Origin of the sequence: Nocardia colli (assembly GCF_008704205.1) — a bacterium.
Classification (GTDB): domain Bacteria; phylum Actinomycetota; class Actinomycetes; order Mycobacteriales; family Mycobacteriaceae; genus Nocardia; species Nocardia colli.
In genome coordinates, this window is sequence record NZ_VXLC01000008.1 from 297,161 (window position 1) to 321,209 (window position 24,049).

Sequence of the window (24,049 nt, forward strand, 5' to 3'; positions counted from 1 at the left end):
TCAAGGCTCGAAGGTCACGTCGAAGACCCCGCCGAATTGATCGAGGGCGGCGGGGTCACCGAACACGAATTCCGAGCCGACATCCGGACGTCAGGCGCGAAAATCCTTGGCCAGGGCCGTGATCCGGGTGCGGTGGCGCTCCTGGAGTTCGCGGGATCGGCGCAGGAAATCGAGGATCGTGCGCAGTTCGTCGGCGGTGTAGCGGGCCACCTCGTCCGCGCCCTCCGCGGCGATGGGTCCGTAGATCTGCCAGGCCTTCGCGGCGGCCTCGGGCGTGATCCGGACCAGCACCTTGCGCCGGTCCCCCGGTTCGGGCTCGCGGACGACGTAGTCGAGCCTGGCCAGCCGGTCGAGCATCGTGGTCACGCTGCCGCTGGTCAGGCCAAGCGCGGTGGTGAGCGCGCTCGGGGTCGAGTCGCCGGCCAAGAGGATCTCCAGACAGCGCAGATCGGTCCGGTTGACGCCGAGGACCGCAGCGGCGGCCGCGTCCACCGAGTCGACCGCGGCCTGCAAAAGCGAAACCTCGGAGGCACACCATGAAGCAGGCGTTGATCATCGGCGGCGGCATCGCCGGGCCGGTCACAGCCATGGCCTTGCAGCGGGCCGGGCTGGAGCCGATCGTCTGCGAGGCCTACCAGGAGGCGGCGGCCGAGCAGATCGGCGCGTACCTGACGGTCGCGGTGAACGGGCTGTCCGCGCTGGCCCTGCTCGACGCCGAACACGTCGTCACGGAGACGGGCCACCCGACCGGCACGCTGTCGTTCGCCACCAGCGCGGGCAAGCACATCGTGGACACGCCGATCGGCGGCACCCTCCCCGACGGCACCACCACGCACAGCGTCAAGCGCCGCGACCTGTATCGCGCGTTCAATGCCGAGGCTCGTCGAGCTGCTGTCGGTCGACCACACGCCCGCCGCTCGCATTGTCGCGGCGACACCGGACGACACCTTCGTCTCCGGCTTCAACCAGTACGACATGCCGTCGGTGCGGACGTGGCACACCGGCAACATGGTCATCGTCGGCGACGCCGCGCACGCCGTGGCCTCCTCGTTCGGGCAGGGTGTGTCGATGGCGGTGGAAGACGCTGTGACACTGGCGATCTGCCTGCGCGATGTGCCGGATACCGCCGATGCGCTGGCGGTGTACGAGCAGCGCCGCCGCGACCGGGTCGAACGTGTCGTGCAGCACGGCGCGGCGACCAGCGGCGACAAGGCGTCCAGCGGGTTCGGCCGGTTGCTGGTCCGGCTGCTCACGCCCTACTTCCTGAAGAAGGCCGCCAAAACCGGTGTCGGTCCGTTGAGCTGGATGTACGACTACCGGATCGGCTGGGACAACGAGGCTCAGAGCGCGACGACGAGTTTGCCGGTAGCGCCGCCGGATTCCATGTAGCCGTGGGCTTCCCGGATCTGGTCGAGGGTGAAGACGCGGTCGACCGGGATGGTGATCCGGTCGGCGGCGGCCGCGTCGAGGAAGTCTTGCAGCACCTCGGCGGGCAGGTCGCTCGCGTCGCCGCCGTAGGCGGTGAGCCGGACGCCCTGCGGGAGATAGCCGATGGGATAGAAGTTCTCGACCAGCCACTCGTTGGACAGCATGCCGGTGAAGCAGACGACGCCGTGGATTCTGGTGGCGCGCAGGGTATCCGGCAGGGTCGGGGTGCCGACGAGTTCGAGGGCCGTGTCGACGCCGTCGGGGGCGATGCGCCGGACCTGGTCGGCGACCTCGCCGTTGTCGATCAGCACGTGATCGACGCCGAGTTGCTTCAGTGCGTCGGCCTTGGCCGGGTTACGGGTGGTCGCGAAGACGATCATGTCGCGCTGCTTGGCGAGGATCGCGGTGGCCGCGCCGACCGAGGAGGTGCCGCCACGGATCAGAATCGACTGCCCCGGCCGGCCGTCGAGGCCGATGGTCAGCGAACCGTAGGCGGTTTGCAGCATTTCCGGGACGGCACCGAGGGTGGGCCAGTCCAGTGCGCTGGTAAACGGAATCACTTGGGCCGCAGGGACACAGGTGTACTCGGCATAACCGCCGTCGAAAGTGCGGCCCATGCCGCCCATCATCGCGACGACCTGTTGGCCGGCCTCGAATTCGCCGCCGGGACTGGACGCGACGATGCCGGTCGCCTCGATGCCCGGCACGCGCGGGAAGGTGACGCCCTCCGCCAGTCCGAGGCGCGTGTGAAGTTCGGATCTGTTGAGGCCGAATGCTTTTACTCGGATGAGCACTTCGCCCGGTCGCGGCGTCGGTACCGGAAGGTTCCGTATCTGCAAGGCTTCCAGGGGACCCGGGCCGTCCAGCACGACGGCCCGCATAGTGGTGGGGATCGCGGACATTCGTTTACTCCTTCTCTTGCTCCGCCGTGGGCGCGGCGGACAGGTTGGCGGAGCGGAGCAGGCGCAGCGTGGCCTCGAGGCGATCCACGGAGCCGGGGCCGAGTACCGCGCCGATCCGTTCGGCGAGTTCGGCCTCGACCGTCGTCGTCGCGGCGTGCAGCAGACGGGTACCGCTGCGCGTCAACGTGATTCGATGCGAGCGACCGTCGGCGGGATCGCGCTGCCGTTCGGCGTGGCCCGCGGCCTGTACTCGATCGACGACCTTGCTGGCCCCACCCTCGGTGATGGTCATCGCCTCGGCGATATCCCGTACCCGTGCGCCGCCGAGGCGGTCGGTGACGCGCATCATCTCGAACCAGGGCAGCGGCAGCGCGTGGTCGTCGCGCAGTCGGCGCTCGACGGTGTTCCACAGCAGGATTTCCACCCGCACCAGCTGGTCGAACAGCTCGACCAGGCGTGCTTCCGCCACGAGAAACTCCATTCCTTGTCATGCTCATGGCTCAACCAAAGTGGGACCATGTGCACTATCTCGTGGAGTTGTCGCCTTCAGAGCCGCACAACTCCATTCCATGGAATGGAACATACTAGGTGTCGTCCAATATTCCCGTGAGTCGAGCTATCGACAGACAGTCCCCCGCTCGGGCACCGCACCCTCGCGCAGGTAGGCGTTCACCACACGGTCGACGCAGTCGTTCACGCCGCCGTACGCACCGTGCCCCACCCCGTGATAGGTGACCAGAACACCCGACGCCAGCGCCTGCGCCAGTTCGGACACCCACTCGATCGGGGCCTCCGGATCACCGGTATTGCCGATCAACACGATCGGCGCCGCACCCGCGCCACTCAGCGGAGCGCGTCCGACACCGTGCACCGGCCAATGCGTGCACTCGGCCAACCGGAGGCCGGTCAGCTCACCGAAACGCGGTGAGACCTCGGCGAACTCGGGCAGGATCCCGCGAACCTGGTCGATGCTGTAGAAGTCCGGATAGTCCGCGCAGTTGGCGGCCGTGTTGATCGACGCGAAGTTGGAGCGGGAGCCGTCCGGGCGGCGGCCTGCGAAAAGGTCGGCGTAGCCGATGAGTTCGTTGCCGTTGCCTGAATAGGCATGGGCGAGTGCGGTGGTCAGATGTGGCCAGACCTCCGGGGCCGCCACCCCGAGGCCGAGTGCCGCCGTGGCGACCGGCCTGGTGAGCGGTGCACCGCGGTCGGTGCTCAACGGCGATACCTCGACCCGGGCGAGGAACGCGTCGATCCCGTCCGACGCCGCCTGCTCCGTGCCACCGAGTGGGCAATTTCCCTGAGCCACACAAAAACTCAGGAACTGCCGCAACGCCGCCTCGCTACCCGCGGACTGATCGAGCAGACTTTGCCGGAAGGTGCGCAGTGGCGTGCCCGGCGCGTCCAGGAGCATGCGGCCGACCCGCTGCGGGAAGAGCGTGGCGTAGGCGGCGCCTAGCTGACCACCGTAGGAAACACCGAGGTAGTTCAGCTTCTCGTCGCCCACCGCCGCGCGAACGAGGTCGATGTCGCGCGCGGAATCGAACAGGCCGATATGCGCGAGCAGCGGTCCGGACGCCGCCACACACGAGTCGGCGAACTGCTCACTGCCGGCATCGATCGCCGCCCATTCGGCGTCCGTACGCGGAACCCGTTCCGGCAGTCCACCATCCGAGCAATCGACCGCGGAGCTGCGACCGGCACCCCGCGGATCCCAGGACACCAGGTCATACCGATCGAGCAAGGCCGAGAACCGCGAAGCCACGCCCACCACGGTTTCCAGGCCGGAGCCGCCGGGCCCGCCCGGGTTGTAGACCAGCGAGCCGAGCCGCCTCGCCGGATCGGCGCTGCGGGTTCGAATCAGCGCGAGATCGATCGTGCCCGCACCGGGCGCCCGGTAGTCCCGCGGCGCGGTGATCGTCGCGCATTCCCACACCCGCCCGTCGCCTGCGACGCCCGGACACGGCGACCACACCGTCTCGTCCCGTTTCGGGCCTCCCCCGCAGGCCGTCGCCATCAGCGCAACGATCCCGAGCACTACGCCGAACCATCGCATCTCCGTCCCCACCTTTCCCAGCACGACTGTGTTACTTATCGAAAGCTAACACAGTCGTGCTACAAATACGAGGTGGCAAGAACCGTCGACCAACAGGCCCATCAGCAGCGCCGGCAGGAGATCGCCGAGGCCGTGTGGCGGGTCATCCAGCGCGACGGGCTGGAGAACGCGTCGGTCCGCAAGGTGGCCACCGAGGCCGGCGTCTCGATGGGTAGCCTGCGGCACTACTTCTCCACCCAGTCCGAGCTGCTCGCCTTCTCCCTCGGCATGGTCGGCGAAGGAATGATGGACCGGATCCGGCAACTGGACCTGGCCGCGGATCCGCTCGACCGCGCCGCACAGATCCTGCTCACCGGATTGCTGCCGACCGGTCCCCGGCAACGCGCGGTGACCAAGGTGTGGCTGGCGTTCCTCGGCCGCGTGCTCACCGAACCGGCCTTGCGCAAGAGCAGCGACGAACTCTATGACTCCACCGCGGAACTCGTCACCTGGATCATGCGGGAACTGGCCGCGAGCGGCCGGCTACGCGACGGCATCGATCTGGAATCGGAAACCGATCGCCTCTACGTCTTCGTCGACGGCCTCACCGTGCAGTCCCTGATCCGCCCGGAAAAGGTTCCGCCGGAGCGGGTTCAGGAATTGCTGCGACAGTACCTGGACCAGCTGTGCCGCTGAGCTCGAGGCCGGCGGATCACAGCGGAGCCGGACGCTTCCCGCCTGCGTGAAACCGGCCCGCGCGCGGATTTCGGTATCGTCGGGCGAGTGACCGGCCTGCGACGAGCTGGAATCTTCTTCGGAGCCCTGCTCGCGCTGATCCTGGGGATCGGGGTCGCGGGTCTGCCGGTGTACGTCTATCCGCAGACCGATCCGTTGCGCAAGGCCGATGCCATCGTGGTGCTGGGTGGTACCGCGTACGAGCGGTTCGATGTCGGACTCGAGCTCGCCGAGCAGGGATACGCTCCGACGCTGTTGATTTCGCGTTCCACGGGGCTCGACGACCACGAGATGGACAGATACTGCGCGGGGCACTTCGCCTTCACCGTCAGCTGTTTCGTCCCGGATCCGTGGACCACTGAGGGCGAGGCGCAGGAAATCCGGCGGCGGGCACAGCAATTCGGCTGGCGGCACATCATCGTGGTGACCTACACCCCGCACGTGTCGCGGGCGCGCTACATCGTGTCGAAATGCTTCGACGGCGAGCTGACCATGGTGGCCAGCCCGAGCGCGTCGGGACTGCGGTTCTGGGCGTGGATGTACCTGCGGCAGTCGGCGGGATATCTGCGGGCGTTCCTGTCGCCGGGCTGCTGAGCGAGCTACCGGTCGGCCGGCCGACTTTCGCTTAGTCTTCGATTCATGGACGAGACGACCAGTGCACCCGCGGGCGCGCACCCGCACGAACCCCATGCCGAGGGGTTGGCGTCCAAGCTGAACTGGTTGCGCGCGGGGGTGCTCGGCGCGAACGACGGCATCGTGTCCACGGCAGGCCTGGTGGTCGGCGTCGCCGCCGCGACGACCAGCACGAGCGCCATCTTCACCGCGGGCATCGCGGGACTGTCGGCGGGCGCGATCTCGATGGCGGTCGGCGAGTACGTCTCGGTGAGCACCCAGCGCGATTCCGAGCGGGCCCTGCTGGCGAAGGAGCAGCGCGAGCTGCGCGAGGAACCGGAATTCGAGCTGGCCGAGCTGGCGGGCATCTACCAGGCGAAGGGCCTGTCCGCGGACACCGCCCGCAAGGTCGCCGAGGAGCTCACCGCGCACGACGCGTTCACCGCGCACGCCGAGGCCGAGCTGGGACTCAATCCGAAGGACCTGACCAACCCCTGGCAGGCCGCGTTCTCCTCGGCGGTGTCGTTCACCTTCGGTGCCCTACTGCCGTTGCTGGCCATTCTGCTGCCGCCGGTCCCGCTGCGGATTCCGATCACCTTCGCCGCCGTGCTGGTCGCGCTGGCGGCCACCGGTTCGGTCAGCGCCCGCCTCGGCGGCAGCGAACGCGGCCGCGCGGTGCTCCGGGTGGTGATCGGCGGGGCGCTGGCCATGGCGGTCACCTACGGCATCGGGCAACTCGCCGGCGTCGCCGGGATCTGATCCCGGCGAGGGGAACAGCCCGGCTCCGGCCACCCAGCAGGCGACCGCGATCACGCGACCGGCAGCGCTTCGAAAATGCCGTCCAGCCAATCGAATGCGCGCTGGTGGGTGAGCAGCATGGCGCCCATGTGGCAGTGCGCGCCCGCGCCCTCGGCTTCGGTGCCGACGATCAGTTCCTTCGGGCAGGTCAGGGCCGCGTAGACGCGCTGCGCCTCCCCCTTGAAGAACAGGTCGTTCTCGGCGTCGAAAACGAGTGTCGGGCAGTCGATCCGGTCCGCGATGCCGTCCAGGGTGTACGGCTTGGTCTTGCGGATGTAGTCGGCCGGTGAGGTCGCGCCGAAGGTCCAGGTGCCGTTGCGCAGCGCCCACCGGACGGTGGTGTCGAAGGCCATGATCAGCCCGGTGACCGCGAGCGCCTCGGCATCGCGTCCGGACTCGACCCACTCGGCGAGGAATTCGGGCATCGCCCTGGTGTTGGCGGTGTGGTAGTCGAAGAGTCCGTCGTTGAGCACGAGCGCGGCGATCCGGTGTTCGAAGGCGGCCGCGCGGGCGACCAGGTAGCCGCCGAGGCTGTAGCCGTACACCGCGATTCGCTCCGGATCCACTTCCGGCAGGCTCAGCGCGAAGTCGACGACCGGGGTGATGACCGCCTCCCAGTCGTGCCGGAACGGCAGGCCTTGATCGCGGATCACCGCACCCTGACCCGGCCCATCGAACGCGAGCACGTGGTACCCGCGCTCGACCGCGGCGGCGCCAAGGGCGAACCACGCCTCCTCCAGGGTGGAGTCGAAGCCGCTGTTGAAGATCACCGTCGGTCGCGGCTCGCCGGAGTCGTCGGCCAGGAAGAGGTAGCCGGGAAGGGTGGTGTCCTGGAAGGGAATTGCCACCTCGCGCACCGGGGTGCCGAGCAATTCGGCTGCCTGCGCGAAAGTTTCGCGTGAGCGACGGGACAGCTCGCGGGCGACCGGGTCCGCGGTGGGGTTGTCGCGGAGATAGAACTCGGCGGTGCGGTAGTAGTTCGAGGCGCGCAGCAGCGCCTCCCTGGCGCTGATCGTGCGCCCCTTCGCCAGCGCGTCGGTGCCGATCGCGTGCACCCGCTCGGCGGTGGCCTGCCACTCGCGCCGCCAGGCCTCCTCGTCGCCGTCGGTGATCCGGCTCGCGGTGGCCAGCACCTCGCCCAGATCGGCCCCGCCGTAGCTCGCGAAGCCGGCCGCGCGCAGCGTCTCGAAGTCGAAGGACTCGTTGTCGAACTGGAATTTCATCGCTCTACCTCGATCTATACGTCGATACGGTTGCGTTTCGTCGTGCATGAATGACGGTACGACGACTCACGACGAAACGCAACCGTGTCGACGTGATTAAGATAGGTGACATGACGGACTCACCCCGCGTCCCCGCCGGAGCCGCGGTGATGCAGCCACAGGTCACCACCGCGATCACCCGCGCGGCCTTCGCCGAACTGGCCGAGGTCGGCTACGGCAAGCTGACGATGGAGGGGGTGGCGCGACGCGCGGGGGTCAGCAAGCCGACGCTGTACCGGCGGTGGGCGACCAAGGAGCAACTGGTGCTCGCGCTCGTCGAACAGGTCGCGGTAGCCGCCGCGGAGGTGCCCGACACCGGGTCGCTGCGCGGCGATCTACGGGCATTCCTCGAGGTCACCGCCGCGGGTTTCAGTCACCCGCTCGCCTCGCGGATTATCCCCGACCTGCTCGCCGAGGGCATTCGCACGCCCGCCGTCGCCGACGCGTTGCAGGCCGTCGGGCTAGGCCGCCGGGAAAAAGTCGGGCAAATTCTGCGGCGCGGGATCGATCGGGGCGAACTCCCGGCCGGGCTCGATCTCGAACTCGCCCTCGATCTGTGCATCGCCCCGCTGTTCTGGCGACGGCTGCTGGGCGGGGAGCCGACCAGCCCCGATTACCTGGACAGCCTGACGGACACCCTGATCGCGGCGTTCCGCGGCTGAGGCTCTCCTGAGGATTCGGATCGCGTAGCGAATCCGCCGCTACCCTGGACTGGGTGCCGAGTTGCCGAAGAACCTACGCGGCGAGCCTGCTGCTCGCGGTCACGCTGACGCTCGGAGCGGCACCGGCGTACGCGGCGAACATCGCGGCCGCGACGACTTCCGCGATCACCGAATCGCATGCGGTGAACGACCGGACGGTGCAGCTCCAGGTCTATTCGGCGGCCATGCGGCAGAACATCACCGTCAATGTGCAACGGCCGGCGGATGACTCGGTGCCGCGGCCGACGCTGTATCTGCTGAACGGCGGGGGCGGCGGCGAGGACCAGGCGACCTGGCAGCTCAACACCGACGCGCTGAGCTTCCTCGGCACCAAGGACGTCAATGTGGTGCAGCCGGTCGGTGGACAGTGGAGCTATTACACGGATTGGCGGGCGCCCGACCCGAAACTCGGGCTGTACAAGTGGAAGACGTTCCTCACCGAGGAGCTGCCACCGCTGATCGACGCGAAGTTCGGCACGAACGGCGTGAATGCCATTGCGGGGCTGTCGATGTCGGGGACCTCGGCGTTGCAGCTGCCGATCGCGAAGCCGGGTCTGTATCGGGCGGTCGCGTCCTACAGCGGGTGCGCGCAGATCAGTGATCCGGTCGGGCAGAGCTTCGTGAACCTGGCGGTGCAGATGTGGGGCGGCGGCAATACGGTGAATATGTATGGGCCGCCCGATGATCCGATGTGGCAGGCGAACGATCCCTACGTGCACGCGGACCGGTTGCGCGGGCTGAAGTTGTTCCTGTCCAGCGGAACCGGGGTGCCGGGGATGTACGACGTGCCCGGCGGCAAGTACGTGCAAAAGGGACCGAACGGCTTCGTCGATCAGGTGGCCGGCGGCAGCGTGATCGAGGCGGCGGCCGACTGGTGCACGCGGAACATGCGAGATCGACTGGACGCCTTGGGTATTCCGGCGACCTATGATTTCCAGCCGACCGGGACGCACTCGTGGGGATACTGGCAGGACGCCCTGAAAGCGTCATGGCCGGTTTTAGCCGAGGGGCTTGGTGTGCCCCTCGGCTGAAACCGGCCGTCAGGTCAGCGTTTGAACGCGTCCCGCAATTTGTCCGCGGCGCGTTTCACGTTGCCGCGAGCCTGTTCTCGACGTCCCTCGGATTCCAGGCGGCGGTTGCCCACCGCCCGGCCGAGGTATTTCTTCGCATTGCCCCGGGCGGCTTGCACCTGGTGCGCGATCCGATCTTCGAACTTACTCATGGCCGGGCCCTAGTAATACCAGCGCCGACCACCGACCGGGCGGCCGACCGATCCGGCGATCATGAGCACGAGGCCGACGACGAGGATGATGATGCCTGCGGTGGTGAGCAATCCGATTCCGAGCAGCCACCCCGCGATGAGGAGGACAAGTCCGAGAATAATCATGGTCGTATTTCCTTTTCTCGATGATTATTTCGACGCCGGCGCCTGCACGCGGGTCGTGCTGTCGGCGCGCGGTGTGCCACCGGCCGGAGTCGTGGCCGGACGGCGCACGAATCGACTCCAGACGGGCTCGCGGTGCGGCTGCGGTACGGGCTCCTTGCGGGCCGGCGGTGTGCTGCCGCCCGCCAGATCGCGCCGGACCGCCGCCATTTCGCGGCGGGATTGCCTGAGCTCACGACGTGCCGCCATGTTTCGGCGGGACACACGCCATACACCGGTCAGCAGTAAGGAAAGGCCGACGGCGCCGATGGCGCCGAGGACGATGCCGTAGCCGAACAGCAGACCGCTGGAGCCATGGAAGTGGTAGTCGAAGACGGCGAAATCACTTGATAGGAAGTGGGCTTCGCCGTTGTTCGCCACCACGCCGGCGACCCCGACGATCACTGCTGCGATCAAGACGACGAGCCCGATGATGATGATCATGACAATCCTGTTGTGTCGAGTTGTATGACATCCCGGCTATTCCCGGGGCCACGACAACCAAACGTAGGGAATCGAACTCGACTGTTCGCCGGCGTTTACCGGCCCGGAATCGGTCTATCCGAAGGGCATGAGTTCGTACACCATCACCTTGCACAACGTCACCCATGAGTCCGCCTCCGCCATCGAGTCCTCGCTACGCAGCGTCAACGGCGTCGACTACGTCGACATCGACGTGCCGTCCGAATCCGCCACGGTCAACTCCGACCTCACCTACAACGAGGTGCTCGAGGCGATCCGCAGCACCGGCGTGGCGGCAAGCTGATCTTGCTGTCCGCCTGCACGATTCGATCTTCGGCCGGCTCAGCGCCTGCCGAGATCGAGCCGGCGGGTCACCCGGTCGACGAGGTCCGGCGGCATGCCCGGTTCGCGCCGGGCGTTGAGTGCTTCGCGGCGTCCTGCTTCGACCACCTCGTCGCGGATGACGCGTAACCGCTTGGCCAGCTTCATGTTTCGCTCGGCCTCTGCTTTGGCATCCGCGTCGGCCGCCTGTGGGTCGGCGCGCGCCATTCGCTGACGGAAGCCGTCCCGGAGACGTTCGTAGACGTCGTCGGGTAGATCTTGTTCGGCGGCAACTTCTTTCAGTCTCGTCATCTCGGCCTTGATCACGCGGTCCCACAGCTGACGTTCGAGTTCGCGTTCCTTCTGGGTGTCCGCGTGCACACCGGTGAGCCGGACGACGAACGGCAGCGTCGGCCCTTGCAGCAGCAGGGTGAACAGGACGACGACGAACGCCGTGAACAGGATTTCGGTGCGGCCGGGAAAGTCCTTCCCGTCGTCGGTCACGAACGGAATGGCCAGTGCCAGTGCGACCGTCGCGACGCCGCGCATCCCGGCCCACCAGGTGACGACCGTCTCGCGCCAGGTGTAGGGCTCGTCGGCGTTCGGCCACCAGACCCGGCCGATCGCCCAGGTGGTCAACAGCCAGACCAGGCGCAGACCGACCACCACCGCGACCACCGCCCCGGCCCCGCCGATCAGCTTCGGCCAGTCGTGCCCGGTCGCGTCGAGCACCGCGCCGAGTTCCAGGCCGATCAGGCCGAAAGCGAAGCCGCTCAACAGCATTTCGATGATGTCCCAGAACGAGGCGCCGACCAGGCGGTAATCCGAGTCGCCGAACTCGGTGACGGCGTCGGTCAGGTACAGCGCGCAGACCAGCACCGCGAGCACGCCGGACCCGTGCCAGGCCTCGGCGAGCCCATACGCGGCGAACGGCAGCAGCAGGCTCAACGCCACCTGCCACGTCGCCTCCGCGAGATAGTTGGTCAACCGGCTGCCCGCCCAGCCGAGCACCAACCCGACCGCGATCGCGACCACCGCCGAGATCACGAATTCCGCTGCCGCACGGGGCGCGGAGAACTTTCCGGTGACCACGGCCTGCACCGCGACGCCGTAGATGACGATCGCGGTGACGTCGTTGAACAGCCCCTCACCGCCGAGCACCACCACCAACCGGCGCGGCAACCCGAGACTGCCCGCCAACGCGGTGGCCGCCACCGGATCCGGCGGTGCGACCAACGCGCCCAACGCGACCGCGGCCGCGATCGGCAACGCCGGATACCAGGCATGGAACACCGCGGCCACCGCCGCGGCCGTCGCGACCACCAGCCCGAACGCCCGCAGCGCGATCAACCCCCAGCTCTCCGCGAACTGCCGCCACGATGTCCGGCGCGACGCCGCGTACAGCAACGGCGGCAGCACCAACGGCAAGATCAGATCCGGCGGAATATTGATCCGCGGAGCGAACGGAACCAGCGCCACCACACACCCGAACACCGTCATCAACACCGCCGACGCCACCCCGAGCCGCTTCCCCAACGGCTCGGCGAAGATCGCGGCGAACAGAATCACGAACATCAGCACCAACTGGTCCATGACCGACCAGTCTGCGATGCCTGCCCAGCGTTGCTCAGCCGCCGCGCCGATTCGCGACTGTGAGATTTGCCGGACGATAGCCTGCTGACCGGCGGCCGGTGGGTGCCGGACCTTCGAGAAGTCTTGCCGCGCAATGCGAGATGATGAACCGGTGACGGACGTATTCGATGCCGGGTTCGCGGCGAATCCGTGGCCGACGCTGGCGAGGTTGCGGGCCGAGGGCGGGGTGCATCGGGTTCGGACGCCGGATGGTCCGCCCGCATGGTTGGTGACCAGGTATGGCGATGTGCGCGCGGGGCTGCTGGATGATCGGCTGTCGACCGACATTCACCGGGCAGGCCCAGAAGACTATCGAGGTTTCGCCGTCCCGCCGTCGTTGCTCGCATTCCTGCTTGCCGATCCGGTCGAGCATGCGCGCCTGCGCCATTTCGTGACCAGCGAACTGTCGCCACGACGACTGTCCGAATGGTCGCACCGCGCCCCGATCCTGGTTGATTCCTTTCTGCGCGAACTGGATTCGGGAGCCGAAATCGACCTGGTCGAACGACTCGCCGTCCCGCTGCCCGCCGCCGTGCTCGGCGAACTGCTCGGGCTCGAAGCGGCCGAACGCGAAACCCTGCTCGGCTGGGCGACTTCGACGCTCCTCCCCTCCGCCGATCCTCCGCGCGCTCGCGACACGCTGACCACCATGCTCGCGATCATCACCGCGACAACGGAACAGGGACGGGCAACGCGCGCCGACACGCTGCTCGGCCGGCTGGTAGCGGCACACGACGACACCGGCTCCCCGTCCGCGGACGAGCTCGCCGGGTTGCTGTTCTACCTCCTGTTCGTCTGGTACGAGGTGCTCGTAGACCTGATCGCCGGCTCGGTGCTGACGCTGCTCGGCCGCCCGGATCAGCTGCGTATCCTGCGCGACACCACCGAAAAACCCTCAGCGGTGGACGAATTGCTGCGTTACCTGTCGCCGCAGGTCCTCGCCGGTCCACGCTTCGCCACCACCGACCTGACCATCGGCGGGCAAACCATCCACGCCGGTCAGACCGTCCTGCTGTGCCTCGCCTCAGCGAACCGCGACCCCGAAATCTTCGACCGCCCGGACGAATTGGACCTCGCCCGCGCACCCCACGCCCAACTCGGCCTCGGCTACGGCCTGCACGCCTGCCTGGGCAACGCGCTGGTGCGCACGCTCACCGCGACGGCCCTCGACCACATCTTCACCCGCTGGCCGGGCACCACATTGACGGTGGACGAGCGAGATATCGCGTGGCGCTCGGGCTTTCGGCATCGCGGACCGTTCACGCTGCCGGTGAAGCTCGGCTGATTCGCCGTTACCGGTACCGGATGGGCTCCGGGATGCGCCTGGCGGGAACCAATTCCCACCAGGTCACGCAGCGCCACACCCATTCGACGGGGCCGTAGCGGAAGAGTTTGAGCCAGGCCCAGCTGGCGAGCGCTTGGATGGTGATGATCGCGGCGGCCAAGGCGAGGAGGATGCCGTACTTGGCGGTTCCGGCGAGGGCGAGGTGGGGTTCGGCGAGGAGGATCAGTGCGGTGGCGGTGAGGTAGTTGGTCAAGGCCATTCGGCCCATCGGTTCCAAGATCTCGGACAGGACGCTGCCGGTTTCGGTGCGTAAGACCAGGAGTAGGCCGGTCAGGTAGGCGAGAGCGCCGAGGAGACCCGCGATCGGCGGGGCGTTGCTGATCAGGAGGTCGAGGTAGGGGACGCGGTACTCCCACATCGCGGTCAGGACCGCCGCGGGGAGGGCCAGCGCGAACACGGCGGCGATCTGCCAGCCGCGGTCTTCGAGGGTGTCGGGGATGCCGTAGCGGGCGGTGGCCAAGCCGAGCAGGAAGAGTCCGGGGACGAGGCCGAAGCCGCCGCCGAGGGTGACCGCGACACCGATGGTCGCGGCGAGGCCGGCGACCAGTATCGCCAGGCGGGGCAGGCCGGCGGCGGGCAGCAGGATCACCAAGCCGACGAGCGCGTAGGGCAGGAGCGCTTCGCCGGGCTGGAACTGGTGGTGGATGAGGCCGAGGACGCCGAGTGCGACGAGCCGACGGATCAGGACGAGGCGCGGGCGGTCGGTGCGCTGGGCGGCGCTGTCCAGGAACAGCGCGAAGCTCAGGCCGAACAGGAACGAGAAGATCGGGAAGAAGCGGCCCTCGAACAGCACCGAGAGCAGGTGCCGCAGCGGGATCATCTCGCCGGGCGCGCGCACCACGGCCATGTCGGTGAGCTGCCAGATGTTGACCACGAGAATCCCGCACAGGGCGAATCCGCGCACGGCGTCGAGCTCACGGATGCGGCCTGTGTCGGAGTTCATGTGTCTCAAACTAACGATCACCCGCGCCGGAACCACGCTTCTCCGACGTGATGTCGCCCATATACTTCATGCACTAACTGTTTGTGCGTTAATCTTAATGGTAGGTCGACAGGAGGACAGATGGACGATCCGTTGCAGCTCGACCGCCAGGTGTGCTTCGCCTTAGCGGTGGCCAATCGCGCGGTGCTCGGCGTGTATCGGCCGCTGCTGGAACCGCTCGGCCTCACCCACCCGCAGTATCTGGTGATGCTCGCGCTGTGGGGCGAGGCGCCGATGTCGGTGAAGGCGATCGCCGAGGCCATTCAGCTGGACTCGCCGACGCTCTCGCCGCTGCTCAAGCGGTTGGAGAGCGCCGGGCTCATCACCCGCGAACGGGACAGCCGAGACGAACGGAACCTGGTCGTGAAGCTGACCGAGGCCGGTGCCGCGCTGCGCAAGCAGGCGGAAAAGATCCCGCCCGCGGTGGTCGAGCGGCTCGGCGTCACCCTCGCCGATCTCGAGGAACTGCGCGAGGTCCTCACCCGCGTCAACGAGGCCGCGCGTCGAACGATCACCGTCTAGCTCTCGTCAGGAGTGCGAATGTCCCGAAAATCACGGCGGCCCAATCCCATCCAGTGGATCGGCTATGCGTTCGGCCGCCGCCTGCCCGACTCGATGCTGGACTGGGTGCGCAACGACCTGGCCGGAAAGCACGCGACCACCCGGCACATCGTGCGCGGCATGATCCCGTTCACCCCGCTGTTCGTCGTCTTCCTGCTCTTCCCCGGCGAGCTGTGGCTGCGCGGTGCGATGGTGCTGCTCGCAGTGCTGCTCGCGCTGTTCTACACCGCGGCCTTCATGCCGATGAACCGCGCGCACCGCCTCGCCAAGCACGGCCTGCCCGCCGACCTGGAAAACCCGGAGCGCGCCCACCGCCGCGCCCTCGAACGCGCGAAGTACGCAGCACAACACCCACATTGACGATTGCCGCGCACCAGTCGTGCCGCTGCGCCTGGAATTGCTGGCAATTCATTGCGCAGGTTGATGATTCGTGCGCGGGGGCCAGACGGTAGTCAAGCGCAGGCGTTGGTGGCGGCGGACGAAGATGCTCGGGACCCAGTGGGCCGCATCGGGCAGCAGGTGGAACTCGTCGGTGCGTTCGAGTAGCGCGGTCAGGGCAATTCGGGCTTCCAGTCGCGCCAATGCCGCACCGACGCAGAAGTGGATGCCCTTGCCGAAGGCCAGATGTCCGCGCGGGACAGGACGATTCAGCCGGATCTCGTCCGGCTCGGCGAATACCGCCGGGTCGCGATTCGCGGCACCCCACATCAGCAGCAGGTGACTGCCCGTGGGCAACTCGACGCCGCCCAACTCGGTGGTGGCGACGACATGGCGGTGATGCGCCCGGAACGGCGATTCCAGCCGCAGTGCCTCCTCCAGGAATGGTTCGAGCAGGTCCGGCTGCGCGCGGACCCGGCGCTGCATGGACTGATCGGAAGCGAGCAGCCGGGCGGCATTGCCGAGCAGGCCCGCGGTGGATTCGCCACCTGCGCCGACCAATTGGACCAGGATCAGGACGGCGACCTCGCGGCTGAGGTCGCCTGCGGCGCACGCGCGGGCCAGGTCACCGAGCAGGTCGTCCTGCGGCGCAGCGCAAGCAATCGCGAGCTTCTCGTACAGGTAGCCCGCTAACTCGACCGACGCCGTGACGACCGCGCCGAGCCGCTCGGTCGTGACCACACCGGCGAGCAGCTCGGTGCTGGTGTATCCCCAATTCATCAGCCGCACAACATCGCTGTCCGGCAGGCCGATCAGGCCGGCGACCACGGTCATCGGCAGCTGATCGCCTATCGCCGACATCCACTCGATACCTTCGCCGTCGAATCCCTTCTCCCACAGCCGATCCACGGTCACGGTGATGGTCGGCTCCAGTGCCCGAATGCGTTTCGCGACCAAGGTAGGCAACACCAGCTTCCGCTGCCGCAGGTGCGCGGGGTCGTCGCCGGTGGCGAGCACGTGCACGGCGTCGCGGCGGTCATCCAGCCCGAACACCGTCGCGGACCCGTCCGGCTGACGAACCAGCGCGCCGGTCAGGTTCGAGGAGAAGTCCGTCGTCCGGGCGGTCGCCTCGACCACCAGATCCCACCGGCTCACCAGGAAGAAATCGGTGCCGGCCACCCGATGCACCGGTGCGTCCGCGCGCAGCCGCGCATAGAGCGGGTACGGGTCGTCGAGCAGGCCCGGCTCGAACAGATCGATCGCGTCCAGCGCATTGGTCATCGCCGCCGCCTTTCCGTTGGGCCGATATCTGTTTCTCTGCAACAGATTTCGCATGTTCCGCGGCCGAGTCAACCGTTTAGGAAAAGTGAGAATCGACTGGTCAGCGCCGCTATCGGTGTCTGTCTCAGGGATCGGGAACACCTGCGCATTCCTGTGGCAGACTGGGTGCATTCGTCTCACCGTGAGACAAAATATTTGAACCGTATCTCGCCTGAATCGGGGTTCCTGATGACCCGGCAACCGGACTGGCTGGCCGGCGGCGACCGCCGCGAGCTCGCCGTCGAACGCATCCACGCGGCAGCCGCCGAGCTGATCGCCCGTGCCGGAATGGGCGGACTGAACATCGACCACGTCGCCGCGCAGGCAGGCTGCTCGCGGGCGACGGTCTACCGCTACGTCGGCGGGAAGTCGGCCTTACGCGAGGCGGTGCTGGCGGCGGCGACGGCCCGGACCGCCCAGCTCATTCGACGGTCGGTCGCACCGTTCAGCGGACCCGAACGGGTGACGCAGGCGATCCTCGAGTCGCTGGCGGTGATCCGGGCCGACCCGGTGGTGGTCGCGTTCCTGAACGCCAGTACCCCGCGGGAGATCGACGGGTTCCTCGCGGGCAATCCCCGCCTCGCCGACGCCGCCGTCGACCTCACCGGAATCGCCACCGCCGACCCCGCCGCTGGGCAGTGGATCGTCCGGGTGGTGCTGTCACTGTTGTTTTGGCCCGCAACCGATCCCGCCACGGAGCGGGCGCTGGTCGAACGGTTCGTCGTACCCACTTTCGCCGCATAGCAACCACACTCAGCGCAGGGCCCACGGCGCGATGTCCTGCACCGCGAAGTAGCCGTCGTCGTCGAGATCGTCGTCGTCCAGGAAGTCCAGCCAATTGCGCACGGCGCGAACGAGAGTCCATGCTCTGGCCCGGTCGGGGTCGAGACCCGCGCCGTCGACGATCGCGGCGAACCGGTCGTCCAGCGAGGACTCCGAGCGGCGATTCCAGATCAGCGACAGGGTGGTGAACTCGGGGTCGCCGACGAGTGGTTTGGGATCGATCACCAGCCAGGGTTCACGGGTGCCGCCCAGCACGTTCTCGTAGTGCAGGTCCTCGTTCGCCAGGAGCCGGGCGGCACTGGGGCCCAACTGATTACATGCTTCGACGGCCGCATCCAGCAGCTTGCGCGGGAACGGCTCGCCGAGGCGCTGCCAGTCCTGCGGCAGCTCCACCGCATGGCGTTCGGCCTCGGTCCGCAGGTCGCGGCCGAGTCCCGGCGGGGCCGGGATCGCGAGCCGGCGGAGCAGGCCGGCGGCGATCCGCACGGCGTCGTCGATCGGCTCGGTCTCCAGCGACCTGCTCGAATCCAGGCGTTCCAGCAGCAGCACGCCGCGCTCGGGATCGCTGTCGAGCAGTCGCACCGCACCCACCCCGCCCCAGGTGGCGAGCGCGAGCGGTTCGTCGCGGGTCTCTGGCTCCACCATGCTCATTTTCAGCACGACCGCGGTGCCGTCGGCCATGGTGGCGGGCAGCACCAGCCCGACGTAGCCGTACATCGCGGAGCCATCGAGGCTCAGTTGCCAGCGTTGCCGGAATTCCTCGGCCAGCGCGGGCAGACCGGCCAGCCAGGGCCGCGCCTCCTCCCCCGCGGTTCGGGCGATGTGCTCGGCGAATGACTCGGGAACAATGCTCACCTATCGAGCCTCTCAGCCGTGTCCAGCCAATTTCAGGTGCCGCGCACGCCGAGGACGGCCAGTTGGACGCGGTTGGTGGTGCCGGTTTTGGTCATCAGGTTGGTGATGTGGGTCTTGACGGTGGTGACGCCGAGGTGCAGGCGGTCGGCGATGTCGGCGTTGGCCAGGCCCTCAGCGACCAGGGCGAGTACCTCGGATTCGCGGGTGGTCAGGCCGTCCGGTGCGACGGGTGCGCGCGGCGGCGGCACGGTGCGGGCGGCCAGGGCGGAGTCGACCACGCGGCGGAGGATATCGGGCGAGAAGGGGTGATCGCCGGCGGCGGCGCGGTGGATGCCGTCCAGGAGGTCGGTGGGTGAGGCGTCCTTGACCAGGAAGCCGCAGGCGCCCGCGGCCAGCGCCGGGTAGAGGTGATCGTCGTCGTCGAAGGTGGTGAGGGCGAGCACGCGGGCGGCGGGCCGGTTGGCGAGAATCGCTGCGGTGGCGCGGATTCCGTCCATGCCGGGCATGCGGAGATCCATCAGGATCACGTCGGGGGTCAGTTGTTCGGCGAGGCGGACGGCGTCGGTGCCGGTGGCGGCCTCCCCCACCACGTCCAGGCCGTCGTCGGTCTGGCAGAGCATGCGCAGGCCCGCGCGGACCAGGTGCTGGTCGTCGACGATGAGCACGCGAATCGTCATGGCCGCACCGGCCTGCCGAGCGGAAGGCGCGCGGCGAGTTGCCATTGCGCGCCGACGCGGGCGGCGATGCAGTCGCCGCCGAGCAGTTCGACGCGCTCGTGCAAGCCGATCAGGCCGAGCCCGTGGCCGCCGGATCGGTGTGCGGCCGAACCGTTGCCGGCGCCGGACGGAGTTCCGTTGTCGCGCAAGGTGAACCGGACATCGTCATCCTGCATGGCAATGGTCAGCCACGCTTTCGTTCCCGCCCCGGCGTGTTTCGCGATGTTCGAGATGCCCTCCTGAGTGAGGCGCAGCAGCGTAAGGGCAAGTACCGCATCGACTTCGACGATGTCGTCGGTCACCTCGGCCTCGACGGTGATCCCGGACTGCCGCGCGCGATCCAGCACCGCGGTGAGTGCGGCGGGCAGGTCGGCGGGGGCGAGGAAGGAGTCGCCGGTCATCGCCGGGTCGCGCAGGATGGCGACCAGTCTGCGCAGGTCGGTGAGGGTTTCTTTGCCGCTGGCGTGGATGTCGTCGAGGACCTCGAGTGCGCCGGGTGGCGCGTCGGGCATGGCATGCCGGGCGACGCCGACCCGCAGCACGGTCGAGGACACGTGGTGGGCGATCAGGTCGTGCAATTCCCTGGCGATGGCGGTGCGCTCGACGGCGCGGGCCGCGGCGACCTCGGCGTCGCGGCGCTGGGCGATCTCGTGTGCTTCGCGGCGCGCGTGGTCGGCGCCCTCGCGCGCGGTGCGCAGCAGGATGCCGATCAGCACCGGTGCGCCCGCCATGACCACGGCGCGATAACCGTTCGCGGCCAGATCACCGCTGGGATGCAGGAGGTAGGCACCGGCCAGCGCGCACGCGGCCAGCCACGGTTGCCAGCCGGATCGGCGCGCGGACAACTCGATCAGTGCGATCGCGGCGGCCACCTTGGCCACCATCGGACCGGTATCGCCGATCTCGAAGCCGAGCAGCAAGAGCCCGCTCACCAGGATCGACGTGCCGAACGGCCAGCGAATCGCGCCCGCCGTCGCCAGCACCGCGAGCGCGCCGATCGCCCAGTCCAGCAGGCTCGGCCGATCGGCGAGGAACACCAGATACCCCGCCGCGGCCACCGCGAGCACCAGCATCCGCACCGGCAGGAACCGCGCGTCGAGCCACGATTCCACGCCACGCGTCACTTCCGCCGATCGCACCACGTCCTCATCATGCCGCGCGCCGAGACCGCCCGGCTCCTCCCGCCGGAGGAGCGGCCTCCTCCGGGCGGCCGGGATTCGGGCCCGCGGGCGGAGTCGCCGGAGAGCGATTGCCGAGAAGGTGAGGGCATGACGAACGAAATCGACCCGGTGCCCGCGTCCGACGGCGGCGAACCGCACAACTCGACCCAACCCGCCGCGGGATCCGACAAGTCGCGGCCGAGCCGCAGGCGGCTACTCGGCACGATGGCGGCATCCGGTCTCGCGGTCGGTGCGGTCGCGGGTCTGGCCGGCGGCGTTGCGCTGGGCGCGAATTCCAACCCGCCGAAGTTCACGCCCACCGCGCTGCGGCGGTTCGCGGGCAAGACCGTGCTGATCACCGGGGCGACCTCGGGCATCGGCGCGGCGGCGGCGCAGCTGTTCGCGGCCGAAGGCGGGCGGGTCGCGTTCTGCGGGCGACGCGAGGACCGCGGCCGTGCGGTGGAGCGCGAGATCCGCGCGGCAGGCGGCGAGGCGACCTACATCCGCGCGGACGTCCTGATCGAGGAGGACGTGCGCAATTTCGTCGACTCGGCCGTGAAAACCTATGGCGGACTGGATGTCGCGTTCAACAACGCCGGCATCACCGTGCAGAAGAAGCTGCACGAGTACAGCACCGCGGACTTCGACCGGGTGCTGAACACCAACCTGCGCGGCACCTTCCTCGCGATGAAATACGAAGTGCCGCACATGCTGCGCAACGGCGGCACCATCGTGGTCACCTCGTCGAGCAACGCGCTCGCCACCGACGCCGGACGCGGCGCCTACACCGCGAGCAAGCGCGGCCTGGTCGGCCTGGTGCAGGCCGCGGCCCTGGACTACGCATCCAGCGGCATCCGGGTCAACGCGCTCGTCCCCGGCACCACGGACACCGAATTGGTGCGCCGGGCAGGCGGATTCGAGAACATCCCGGATGACGTGTACCAGGTGATGATGAAACAGTGGGCGAGCAGCAATGTTCCAGGCCTCGGCCGGCTGGCGACGGCAGCCGAGATCGCCGCGTTCGCGCTCACCCTGGCCTCCCCCGAGCACCCGTATCTCACCGGCGCCCAGCTGGTCATCGACGGCGGAAAGACCGCGCACGCCTGAGGATCAGCGCAGCGCCCACGGTCCGATCTCCTGGACGGACGGGTAGCCGGGGTCGTCGCAGCCCGGCTCCTCGGCGAACCACAACCAGTTCCGGGCGCACTGCACGAGGGTCCAGGCGCGGGCCAGCTCGGCGTCCAGTCCGGCGTGGTCGACCACGGCGGCGAAGCGGTCGTCGAGCGCGGATTCGGTTCGGCGACTCCACAACAGCGACAGGGTGGCGAATTCGAGATCGCCCGCGAGCGGCTGCGGATCGATGACCAGCCACGGCTCCCGTTGTGCCGCAAGCACATTCTCGAAGTGCAGGTCCTCGTTCACCAGCAGTTGGTCCGCGACGGGTCCGAGCTGGGTGCACACCTCGACGGCGGCGTCCAGCAGCTTGCGCGGATACGGTTCGCCGAGCCGGGCCCACTCCCTCGGCAGTTCCTCGGCCCAGCCCGCGGATTCGGTGCGCAGATTCCGGGAAATGCCTTGCGGCACCGGGATTGCCAGCCTGCGCAGGAGTTCGCAGGTGATCCGCACCGCGTCCTCGATCGGTTCGGTGTGCAGGGAGCGCCCGGCATCCAGGCGTTCCAGCAGCATGGCTCCGTCGGCGGCGTCGCTCTCATAGAGCAGCACCGCGCCGTCACCCTGCCACGCGGCCAGCGCGACCGGTTCGTCCTTGGTCTCGGGTGTCAGGTAAGCCAGCTTGAGCACGGCCGGAGTGCCGTCCGCGCGCCGGACGGGCAGCACCAGCGCGCCGTAGCCGTGCATGGACGGTCCGTCGAACGTGAGACGCCAGCGATCGGCATAGTGCGCGGCGAGGTCGGGCAGGCGGTCGAGCCAGGCGCGGGCCGGTGCACCCTCCTGGTCGGCGAGTCGGGTGGCGAAGAATTCGGGCACGACGGTCACGCCATCGAGCATCTCAGCCGTGTCGATCGATTTTTCGCGGACCCGATCAGGGGGCGGGCGGCGGGGGCGGCGGCACCGGAATGAAGGGCGGCAGTCCGGGAAACAACGGTGGCGGAGGCGGTGGCGGCGCAGGCGCAGGCGGCGGCGGATCAGCAGGCAGGCCCGGGTCTACCGGCGGCGGGCCAGGATTCACGGCCGGCGGGCCGGAGTAGACCGGCGGCGGTCCGGGATCCGCGGGCGGCGGGCCCGGATCGGCAGGCGGCGGGCCCGGATTGGGCGGCACCGGCGCGGGCGCACCCGGCGGCAGCGGCACGCAGACCCAGCGGCCATCCGGCGGCAGACCCCACCGCGCGGCGATCCCGTCGTGCGAGCAATCGTCACCGACCGCGTGGATGTCCGGTCCCTGTCCCTGCGGCAGGCAGACCGAGCGCCCGTCGGGCCCCCGTCCCCACCGCGCGACGATTCCGTCGTGCGAGCAGTCGTCGCCGATGCGGTGCACGTCCTGCCCGGCCGGGACGCACGCCCACTGCCCCGCGCGCAGATCCCAGCGGGCGAGGATGCCGCCCGCCGAGCAGTCGTCGCCGAGCTTGCGAGCGGGTTGCGGCACCGGCGCGACCGGCGTCGCGGGCCCGGGGCTCACCCGGTTGGGCGTCGAGGTGGCGTTGCCCTCGGCCGACGGGCTCGCGGTGACCGTCGTCGCGGCCGACTTCTCGTCCTTCGAGTCGTCACTCGACCCGAGCAACAGCCCGATCGCGACCACCAGCACCAGCGCCGCGGCGACCACCGCCGCAACGACCAGGCCACGGTTGTCGGCGCCGCCGCCCCCTTCGGGTTCGTGACTGCCGCCGGGTGCCACCATCGAAACCGCCTTCACTGTATGGACAGGAAATACCGGTACGAAAGTTGATCTTCACGGCACGCTACCCGAAGGTTGCTGAGTCGATGCTCACTTTATGTATTTTTTGTTTACGCAGGTAGAAGCCATTTACCAGAAATAGCTACCGGTAAACTCGTTTGCTGGGACGGGTCACTGCTTGGGCAGCGCGCCCGCGACCCCGCCGACGTCGGCGACCTTCCAGCCGTTGTTCGGGTCCACGTTCACCGTGTAGGTGACCGTGGTCTGCGCGCCCTCGGGCGTCTGGGCGCTGGTCGAGGTGACGTTGAGGAAGACGTTCACCTTGTAGACCCCGTTGTCGGTGTTCATCACCTTGGCGGTGATCGGGGTGGAGGTCGAGGTCCACTTCAGCGGGACCAGGATGTCCTGCAACTTCGACGCGGTGGCGTCGAACTTGCCGGCCAGCTGCGGGGTGGTGTTGGACTTGAGCTTGACCACCCAGCCGTTGACGTCCTGGAAGTTGATGTTGGACGCGCCGACCGCGTAGTCGGTGGCCACCTGCTCGGCGTGCTGGTTCGCCGCGGCCGCGGCATCGCGGTCGCTGAGGTCGCCGCGCGCCGAGGCCCACAGCGTGGCGAACACGGCGGTGGCGGCGGCCAGCGCCACCAGCGCGGCGCCGAACGCGACGGTCGACAGGCGGATCGACACGGTCCGGCCGCCCTTGCCCGCCGCGGGCGCGGCCGCGGTGGTCTCTTCGTCGGTGTTCGACTTCGGTTCGGTCACAACGTCGTTCGACATCGCGGCCTCCTTT

At 68.5% G+C, this 24,049-nt stretch carries 30 protein-coding genes; 12 read left to right on the forward strand and 18 right to left on the reverse strand.

Features of this window, described 5'->3' with window-relative positions:
• Positions 1 to 90: 90 nt before the first annotated feature.
• Positions 91 to 513, reverse strand: coding sequence for a MarR family transcriptional regulator (locus F3087_RS20310; RefSeq protein WP_150403573.1), 423 nt, complete (start codon positions 511 to 513; stop codon positions 91 to 93).
• Between the two features lie 118 nt (positions 514 to 631).
• Positions 632 to 871 carry a hypothetical protein gene (locus F3087_RS20315; protein ID WP_150403574.1) on the reverse strand — a complete coding sequence of 80 codons (240 nt, stop codon included), beginning with the start codon at positions 869 to 871 and terminating at the stop codon, positions 632 to 634.
• On the opposite strand from F3087_RS20315, the gene F3087_RS20320 reads away from it, so the two are divergent.
• Complete coding sequence (locus F3087_RS20320; protein WP_150403575.1) at positions 871 to 1,389, forward strand: FAD-dependent oxidoreductase; 519 nt, start codon at positions 871 to 873, stop codon at positions 1,387 to 1,389. The two genes, F3087_RS20315 and F3087_RS20320, sit on opposite strands and share 1 nt — an antisense overlap.
• On the opposite strand, the gene F3087_RS20325 is transcribed toward F3087_RS20320, so the two are convergent.
• The 3 genes from F3087_RS20325 to F3087_RS20335 all read right to left on the reverse strand — a co-directional run bounded on the left by F3087_RS20325 (position 1,341) and on the right by F3087_RS20335 (position 4,383).
• Positions 1,341 to 2,330: a zinc-binding alcohol dehydrogenase family protein gene (locus tag F3087_RS20325; RefSeq protein ID WP_150403576.1), complete on the reverse strand. Its 990-nt coding sequence runs from the start codon at positions 2,328 to 2,330 to the stop codon at positions 1,341 to 1,343. The two genes, F3087_RS20320 and F3087_RS20325, sit on opposite strands and share 49 nt — an antisense overlap.
• 4 nt (positions 2,331 to 2,334) lie before the next feature.
• On the reverse strand, positions 2,335 to 2,799 hold the full coding sequence (locus F3087_RS20330) for a MarR family winged helix-turn-helix transcriptional regulator (RefSeq protein WP_223885221.1): 465 nt from the start codon (positions 2,797 to 2,799) through the stop codon (positions 2,335 to 2,337).
• Positions 2,800 to 2,946: 147 nt separating this feature from the next.
• On the reverse strand, positions 2,947 to 4,383 hold the full coding sequence (locus F3087_RS20335; protein WP_150403578.1) for an alpha/beta hydrolase: 1,437 nt from the start codon (positions 4,381 to 4,383) through the stop codon (positions 2,947 to 2,949).
• Between the two features lie 72 nt (positions 4,384 to 4,455).
• Between F3087_RS20335 and F3087_RS46005 the strand changes: the two genes are divergently transcribed.
• From F3087_RS46005 to F3087_RS20350, 3 genes are all read left to right on the forward strand, one after another.
• On the forward strand, positions 4,456 to 5,058 hold the full coding sequence (locus F3087_RS46005) for a TetR/AcrR family transcriptional regulator (RefSeq protein WP_191094066.1): 603 nt from the start codon (positions 4,456 to 4,458) through the stop codon (positions 5,056 to 5,058).
• Between the two features lie 96 nt (positions 5,059 to 5,154).
• Positions 5,155 to 5,691 (forward strand): YdcF family protein, encoded by a 537-nt coding sequence (locus tag F3087_RS20345; protein WP_396897571.1) that lies wholly within the window; start codon positions 5,155 to 5,157, stop codon positions 5,689 to 5,691.
• Between the two features lie 45 nt (positions 5,692 to 5,736).
• A complete protein-coding gene (locus tag F3087_RS20350; protein ID WP_150403579.1) occupies positions 5,737 to 6,468 on the forward strand; it encodes a VIT1/CCC1 transporter family protein in 732 nt (243 codons plus the stop codon).
• Between the two features lie 50 nt (positions 6,469 to 6,518).
• Here F3087_RS20350 and F3087_RS20355 read toward each other — a convergent pair whose 3' ends face one another.
• Positions 6,519 to 7,730, reverse strand: a complete 1,212-nt coding sequence (locus F3087_RS20355) for an alpha/beta hydrolase family protein (protein WP_150403580.1) — start codon at positions 7,728 to 7,730, stop codon at positions 6,519 to 6,521.
• 110 nt (positions 7,731 to 7,840) lie between these two features.
• Between F3087_RS20355 and F3087_RS20360 the strand changes: the two genes are divergently transcribed.
• The gene (locus F3087_RS20360) at positions 7,841 to 8,431 is read left to right on the forward strand and encodes a TetR/AcrR family transcriptional regulator (RefSeq protein ID WP_150403581.1); all 591 of its coding nucleotides are present in this window, start codon (positions 7,841 to 7,843) and stop codon (positions 8,429 to 8,431) included.
• A gap of 104 nt (positions 8,432 to 8,535) precedes the next feature.
• Positions 8,536 to 9,501 (forward strand): alpha/beta hydrolase, encoded by a 966-nt coding sequence (locus F3087_RS20365; RefSeq protein WP_396897572.1) that lies wholly within the window; start codon positions 8,536 to 8,538, stop codon positions 9,499 to 9,501.
• Between the two features lie 14 nt (positions 9,502 to 9,515).
• Here the strand turns inward: F3087_RS20365 and F3087_RS20370 are convergent, their stop codons facing one another.
• Genes F3087_RS20370 through F3087_RS20375 form a run of 3 tightly spaced genes read right to left on the reverse strand, consistent with a single transcriptional unit; the run spans position 9,516 to position 10,337 of the window.
• Positions 9,516 to 9,692, reverse strand: coding sequence for a CsbD family protein (locus F3087_RS20370; protein ID WP_150403582.1), 177 nt, complete (start codon positions 9,690 to 9,692; stop codon positions 9,516 to 9,518).
• 9 nt (positions 9,693 to 9,701) lie between these two features.
• On the reverse strand, positions 9,702 to 9,857 hold the full coding sequence (locus F3087_RS46010) for a DUF6131 family protein (protein ID WP_191094067.1): 156 nt from the start codon (positions 9,855 to 9,857) through the stop codon (positions 9,702 to 9,704).
• 24 nt (positions 9,858 to 9,881) lie between these two features.
• Complete coding sequence (locus F3087_RS20375) at positions 9,882 to 10,337, reverse strand: hypothetical protein (RefSeq protein ID WP_150403583.1); 456 nt, start codon at positions 10,335 to 10,337, stop codon at positions 9,882 to 9,884.
• A gap of 127 nt (positions 10,338 to 10,464) precedes the next feature.
• Between F3087_RS20375 and F3087_RS20380 the strand changes: the two genes are divergently transcribed.
• Positions 10,465 to 10,659: a heavy-metal-associated domain-containing protein gene (locus tag F3087_RS20380; protein ID WP_150403584.1), complete on the forward strand. Its 195-nt coding sequence runs from the start codon at positions 10,465 to 10,467 to the stop codon at positions 10,657 to 10,659.
• A 38-nt stretch (positions 10,660 to 10,697) separates the two neighbouring features.
• On the opposite strand, the gene F3087_RS20385 is transcribed toward F3087_RS20380, so the two are convergent.
• Entirely contained in the window at positions 10,698 to 12,269 is a 1,572-nt protein-coding gene (locus F3087_RS20385; RefSeq protein ID WP_150403585.1) for a Na+/H+ antiporter, read from the reverse strand.
• 151 nt (positions 12,270 to 12,420) lie between these two features.
• Between F3087_RS20385 and F3087_RS20390 the strand changes: the two genes are divergently transcribed.
• Positions 12,421 to 13,593, forward strand: a complete 1,173-nt coding sequence (locus F3087_RS20390; RefSeq protein ID WP_191094068.1) for a cytochrome P450 — start codon at positions 12,421 to 12,423, stop codon at positions 13,591 to 13,593.
• Positions 13,594 to 13,600: 7 nt separating this feature from the next.
• Here F3087_RS20390 and F3087_RS20395 read toward each other — a convergent pair whose 3' ends face one another.
• On the reverse strand, positions 13,601 to 14,596 hold the full coding sequence (locus tag F3087_RS20395) for a DUF418 domain-containing protein (RefSeq protein ID WP_150403587.1): 996 nt from the start codon (positions 14,594 to 14,596) through the stop codon (positions 13,601 to 13,603).
• A gap of 120 nt (positions 14,597 to 14,716) precedes the next feature.
• Here F3087_RS20395 and F3087_RS20400 point away from each other — a divergent pair, with 120 nt between their 5' ends.
• Positions 14,717 to 15,157 carry a MarR family winged helix-turn-helix transcriptional regulator gene (locus F3087_RS20400; RefSeq protein ID WP_150403588.1) on the forward strand — a complete coding sequence of 147 codons (441 nt, stop codon included), beginning with the start codon at positions 14,717 to 14,719 and terminating at the stop codon, positions 15,155 to 15,157.
• Positions 15,158 to 15,175: 18 nt separating this feature from the next.
• The gene (locus F3087_RS20405; RefSeq protein WP_150403589.1) at positions 15,176 to 15,556 is read left to right on the forward strand and encodes a DUF5313 family protein; all 381 of its coding nucleotides are present in this window, start codon (positions 15,176 to 15,178) and stop codon (positions 15,554 to 15,556) included.
• A gap of 48 nt (positions 15,557 to 15,604) precedes the next feature.
• On the opposite strand, the gene F3087_RS20410 is transcribed toward F3087_RS20405, so the two are convergent.
• Entirely contained in the window at positions 15,605 to 16,855 is a 1,251-nt protein-coding gene (locus F3087_RS20410) for a cytochrome P450 (protein WP_150403590.1), read from the reverse strand.
• Positions 16,856 to 17,083: 228 nt separating this feature from the next.
• Here F3087_RS20410 and F3087_RS20415 point away from each other — a divergent pair, with 228 nt between their 5' ends.
• The gene (locus F3087_RS20415; protein WP_150403591.1) at positions 17,084 to 17,638 is read left to right on the forward strand and encodes a TetR/AcrR family transcriptional regulator; all 555 of its coding nucleotides are present in this window, start codon (positions 17,084 to 17,086) and stop codon (positions 17,636 to 17,638) included.
• A 9-nt stretch (positions 17,639 to 17,647) separates the two neighbouring features.
• Here F3087_RS20415 and F3087_RS20420 read toward each other — a convergent pair whose 3' ends face one another.
• From F3087_RS20420 to F3087_RS20430, 3 genes are read right to left on the reverse strand one after another with little or no spacing between them, the layout of a single operon-like run.
• The gene (locus F3087_RS20420; protein WP_150403592.1) at positions 17,648 to 18,532 is read right to left on the reverse strand and encodes an aminoglycoside phosphotransferase family protein; all 885 of its coding nucleotides are present in this window, start codon (positions 18,530 to 18,532) and stop codon (positions 17,648 to 17,650) included.
• Between the two features lie 32 nt (positions 18,533 to 18,564).
• The gene (locus F3087_RS20425; protein ID WP_150403593.1) at positions 18,565 to 19,209 is read right to left on the reverse strand and encodes a response regulator; all 645 of its coding nucleotides are present in this window, start codon (positions 19,207 to 19,209) and stop codon (positions 18,565 to 18,567) included.
• A complete protein-coding gene (locus F3087_RS20430) occupies positions 19,206 to 20,390 on the reverse strand; it encodes a sensor histidine kinase (RefSeq protein ID WP_223885222.1) in 1,185 nt (394 codons plus the stop codon). Before F3087_RS20430 ends, F3087_RS20425 begins: the two co-directional genes overlap by 4 nt.
• 126 nt (positions 20,391 to 20,516) lie before the next feature.
• On the opposite strand from F3087_RS20430, the gene F3087_RS20435 reads away from it, so the two are divergent.
• Positions 20,517 to 21,515 carry an SDR family NAD(P)-dependent oxidoreductase gene (locus F3087_RS20435; RefSeq protein WP_223885223.1) on the forward strand — a complete coding sequence of 333 codons (999 nt, stop codon included), beginning with the start codon at positions 20,517 to 20,519 and terminating at the stop codon, positions 21,513 to 21,515.
• A 3-nt stretch (positions 21,516 to 21,518) separates the two neighbouring features.
• Here F3087_RS20435 and F3087_RS20440 read toward each other — a convergent pair whose 3' ends face one another.
• The 3 genes from F3087_RS20440 to F3087_RS20455 form a co-directional block, all read right to left on the reverse strand.
• Positions 21,519 to 22,403 (reverse strand): aminoglycoside phosphotransferase family protein, encoded by an 885-nt coding sequence (locus F3087_RS20440; RefSeq protein ID WP_150403594.1) that lies wholly within the window; start codon positions 22,401 to 22,403, stop codon positions 21,519 to 21,521.
• Between the two features lie 46 nt (positions 22,404 to 22,449).
• Positions 22,450 to 23,262: a hypothetical protein gene (locus F3087_RS46015; protein ID WP_191094069.1), complete on the reverse strand. Its 813-nt coding sequence runs from the start codon at positions 23,260 to 23,262 to the stop codon at positions 22,450 to 22,452.
• Between the two features lie 168 nt (positions 23,263 to 23,430).
• The gene (locus F3087_RS20455; protein ID WP_150403596.1) at positions 23,431 to 24,036 is read right to left on the reverse strand and encodes a hypothetical protein; all 606 of its coding nucleotides are present in this window, start codon (positions 24,034 to 24,036) and stop codon (positions 23,431 to 23,433) included.
• Positions 24,037 to 24,049 lie beyond the last annotated feature (13 nt).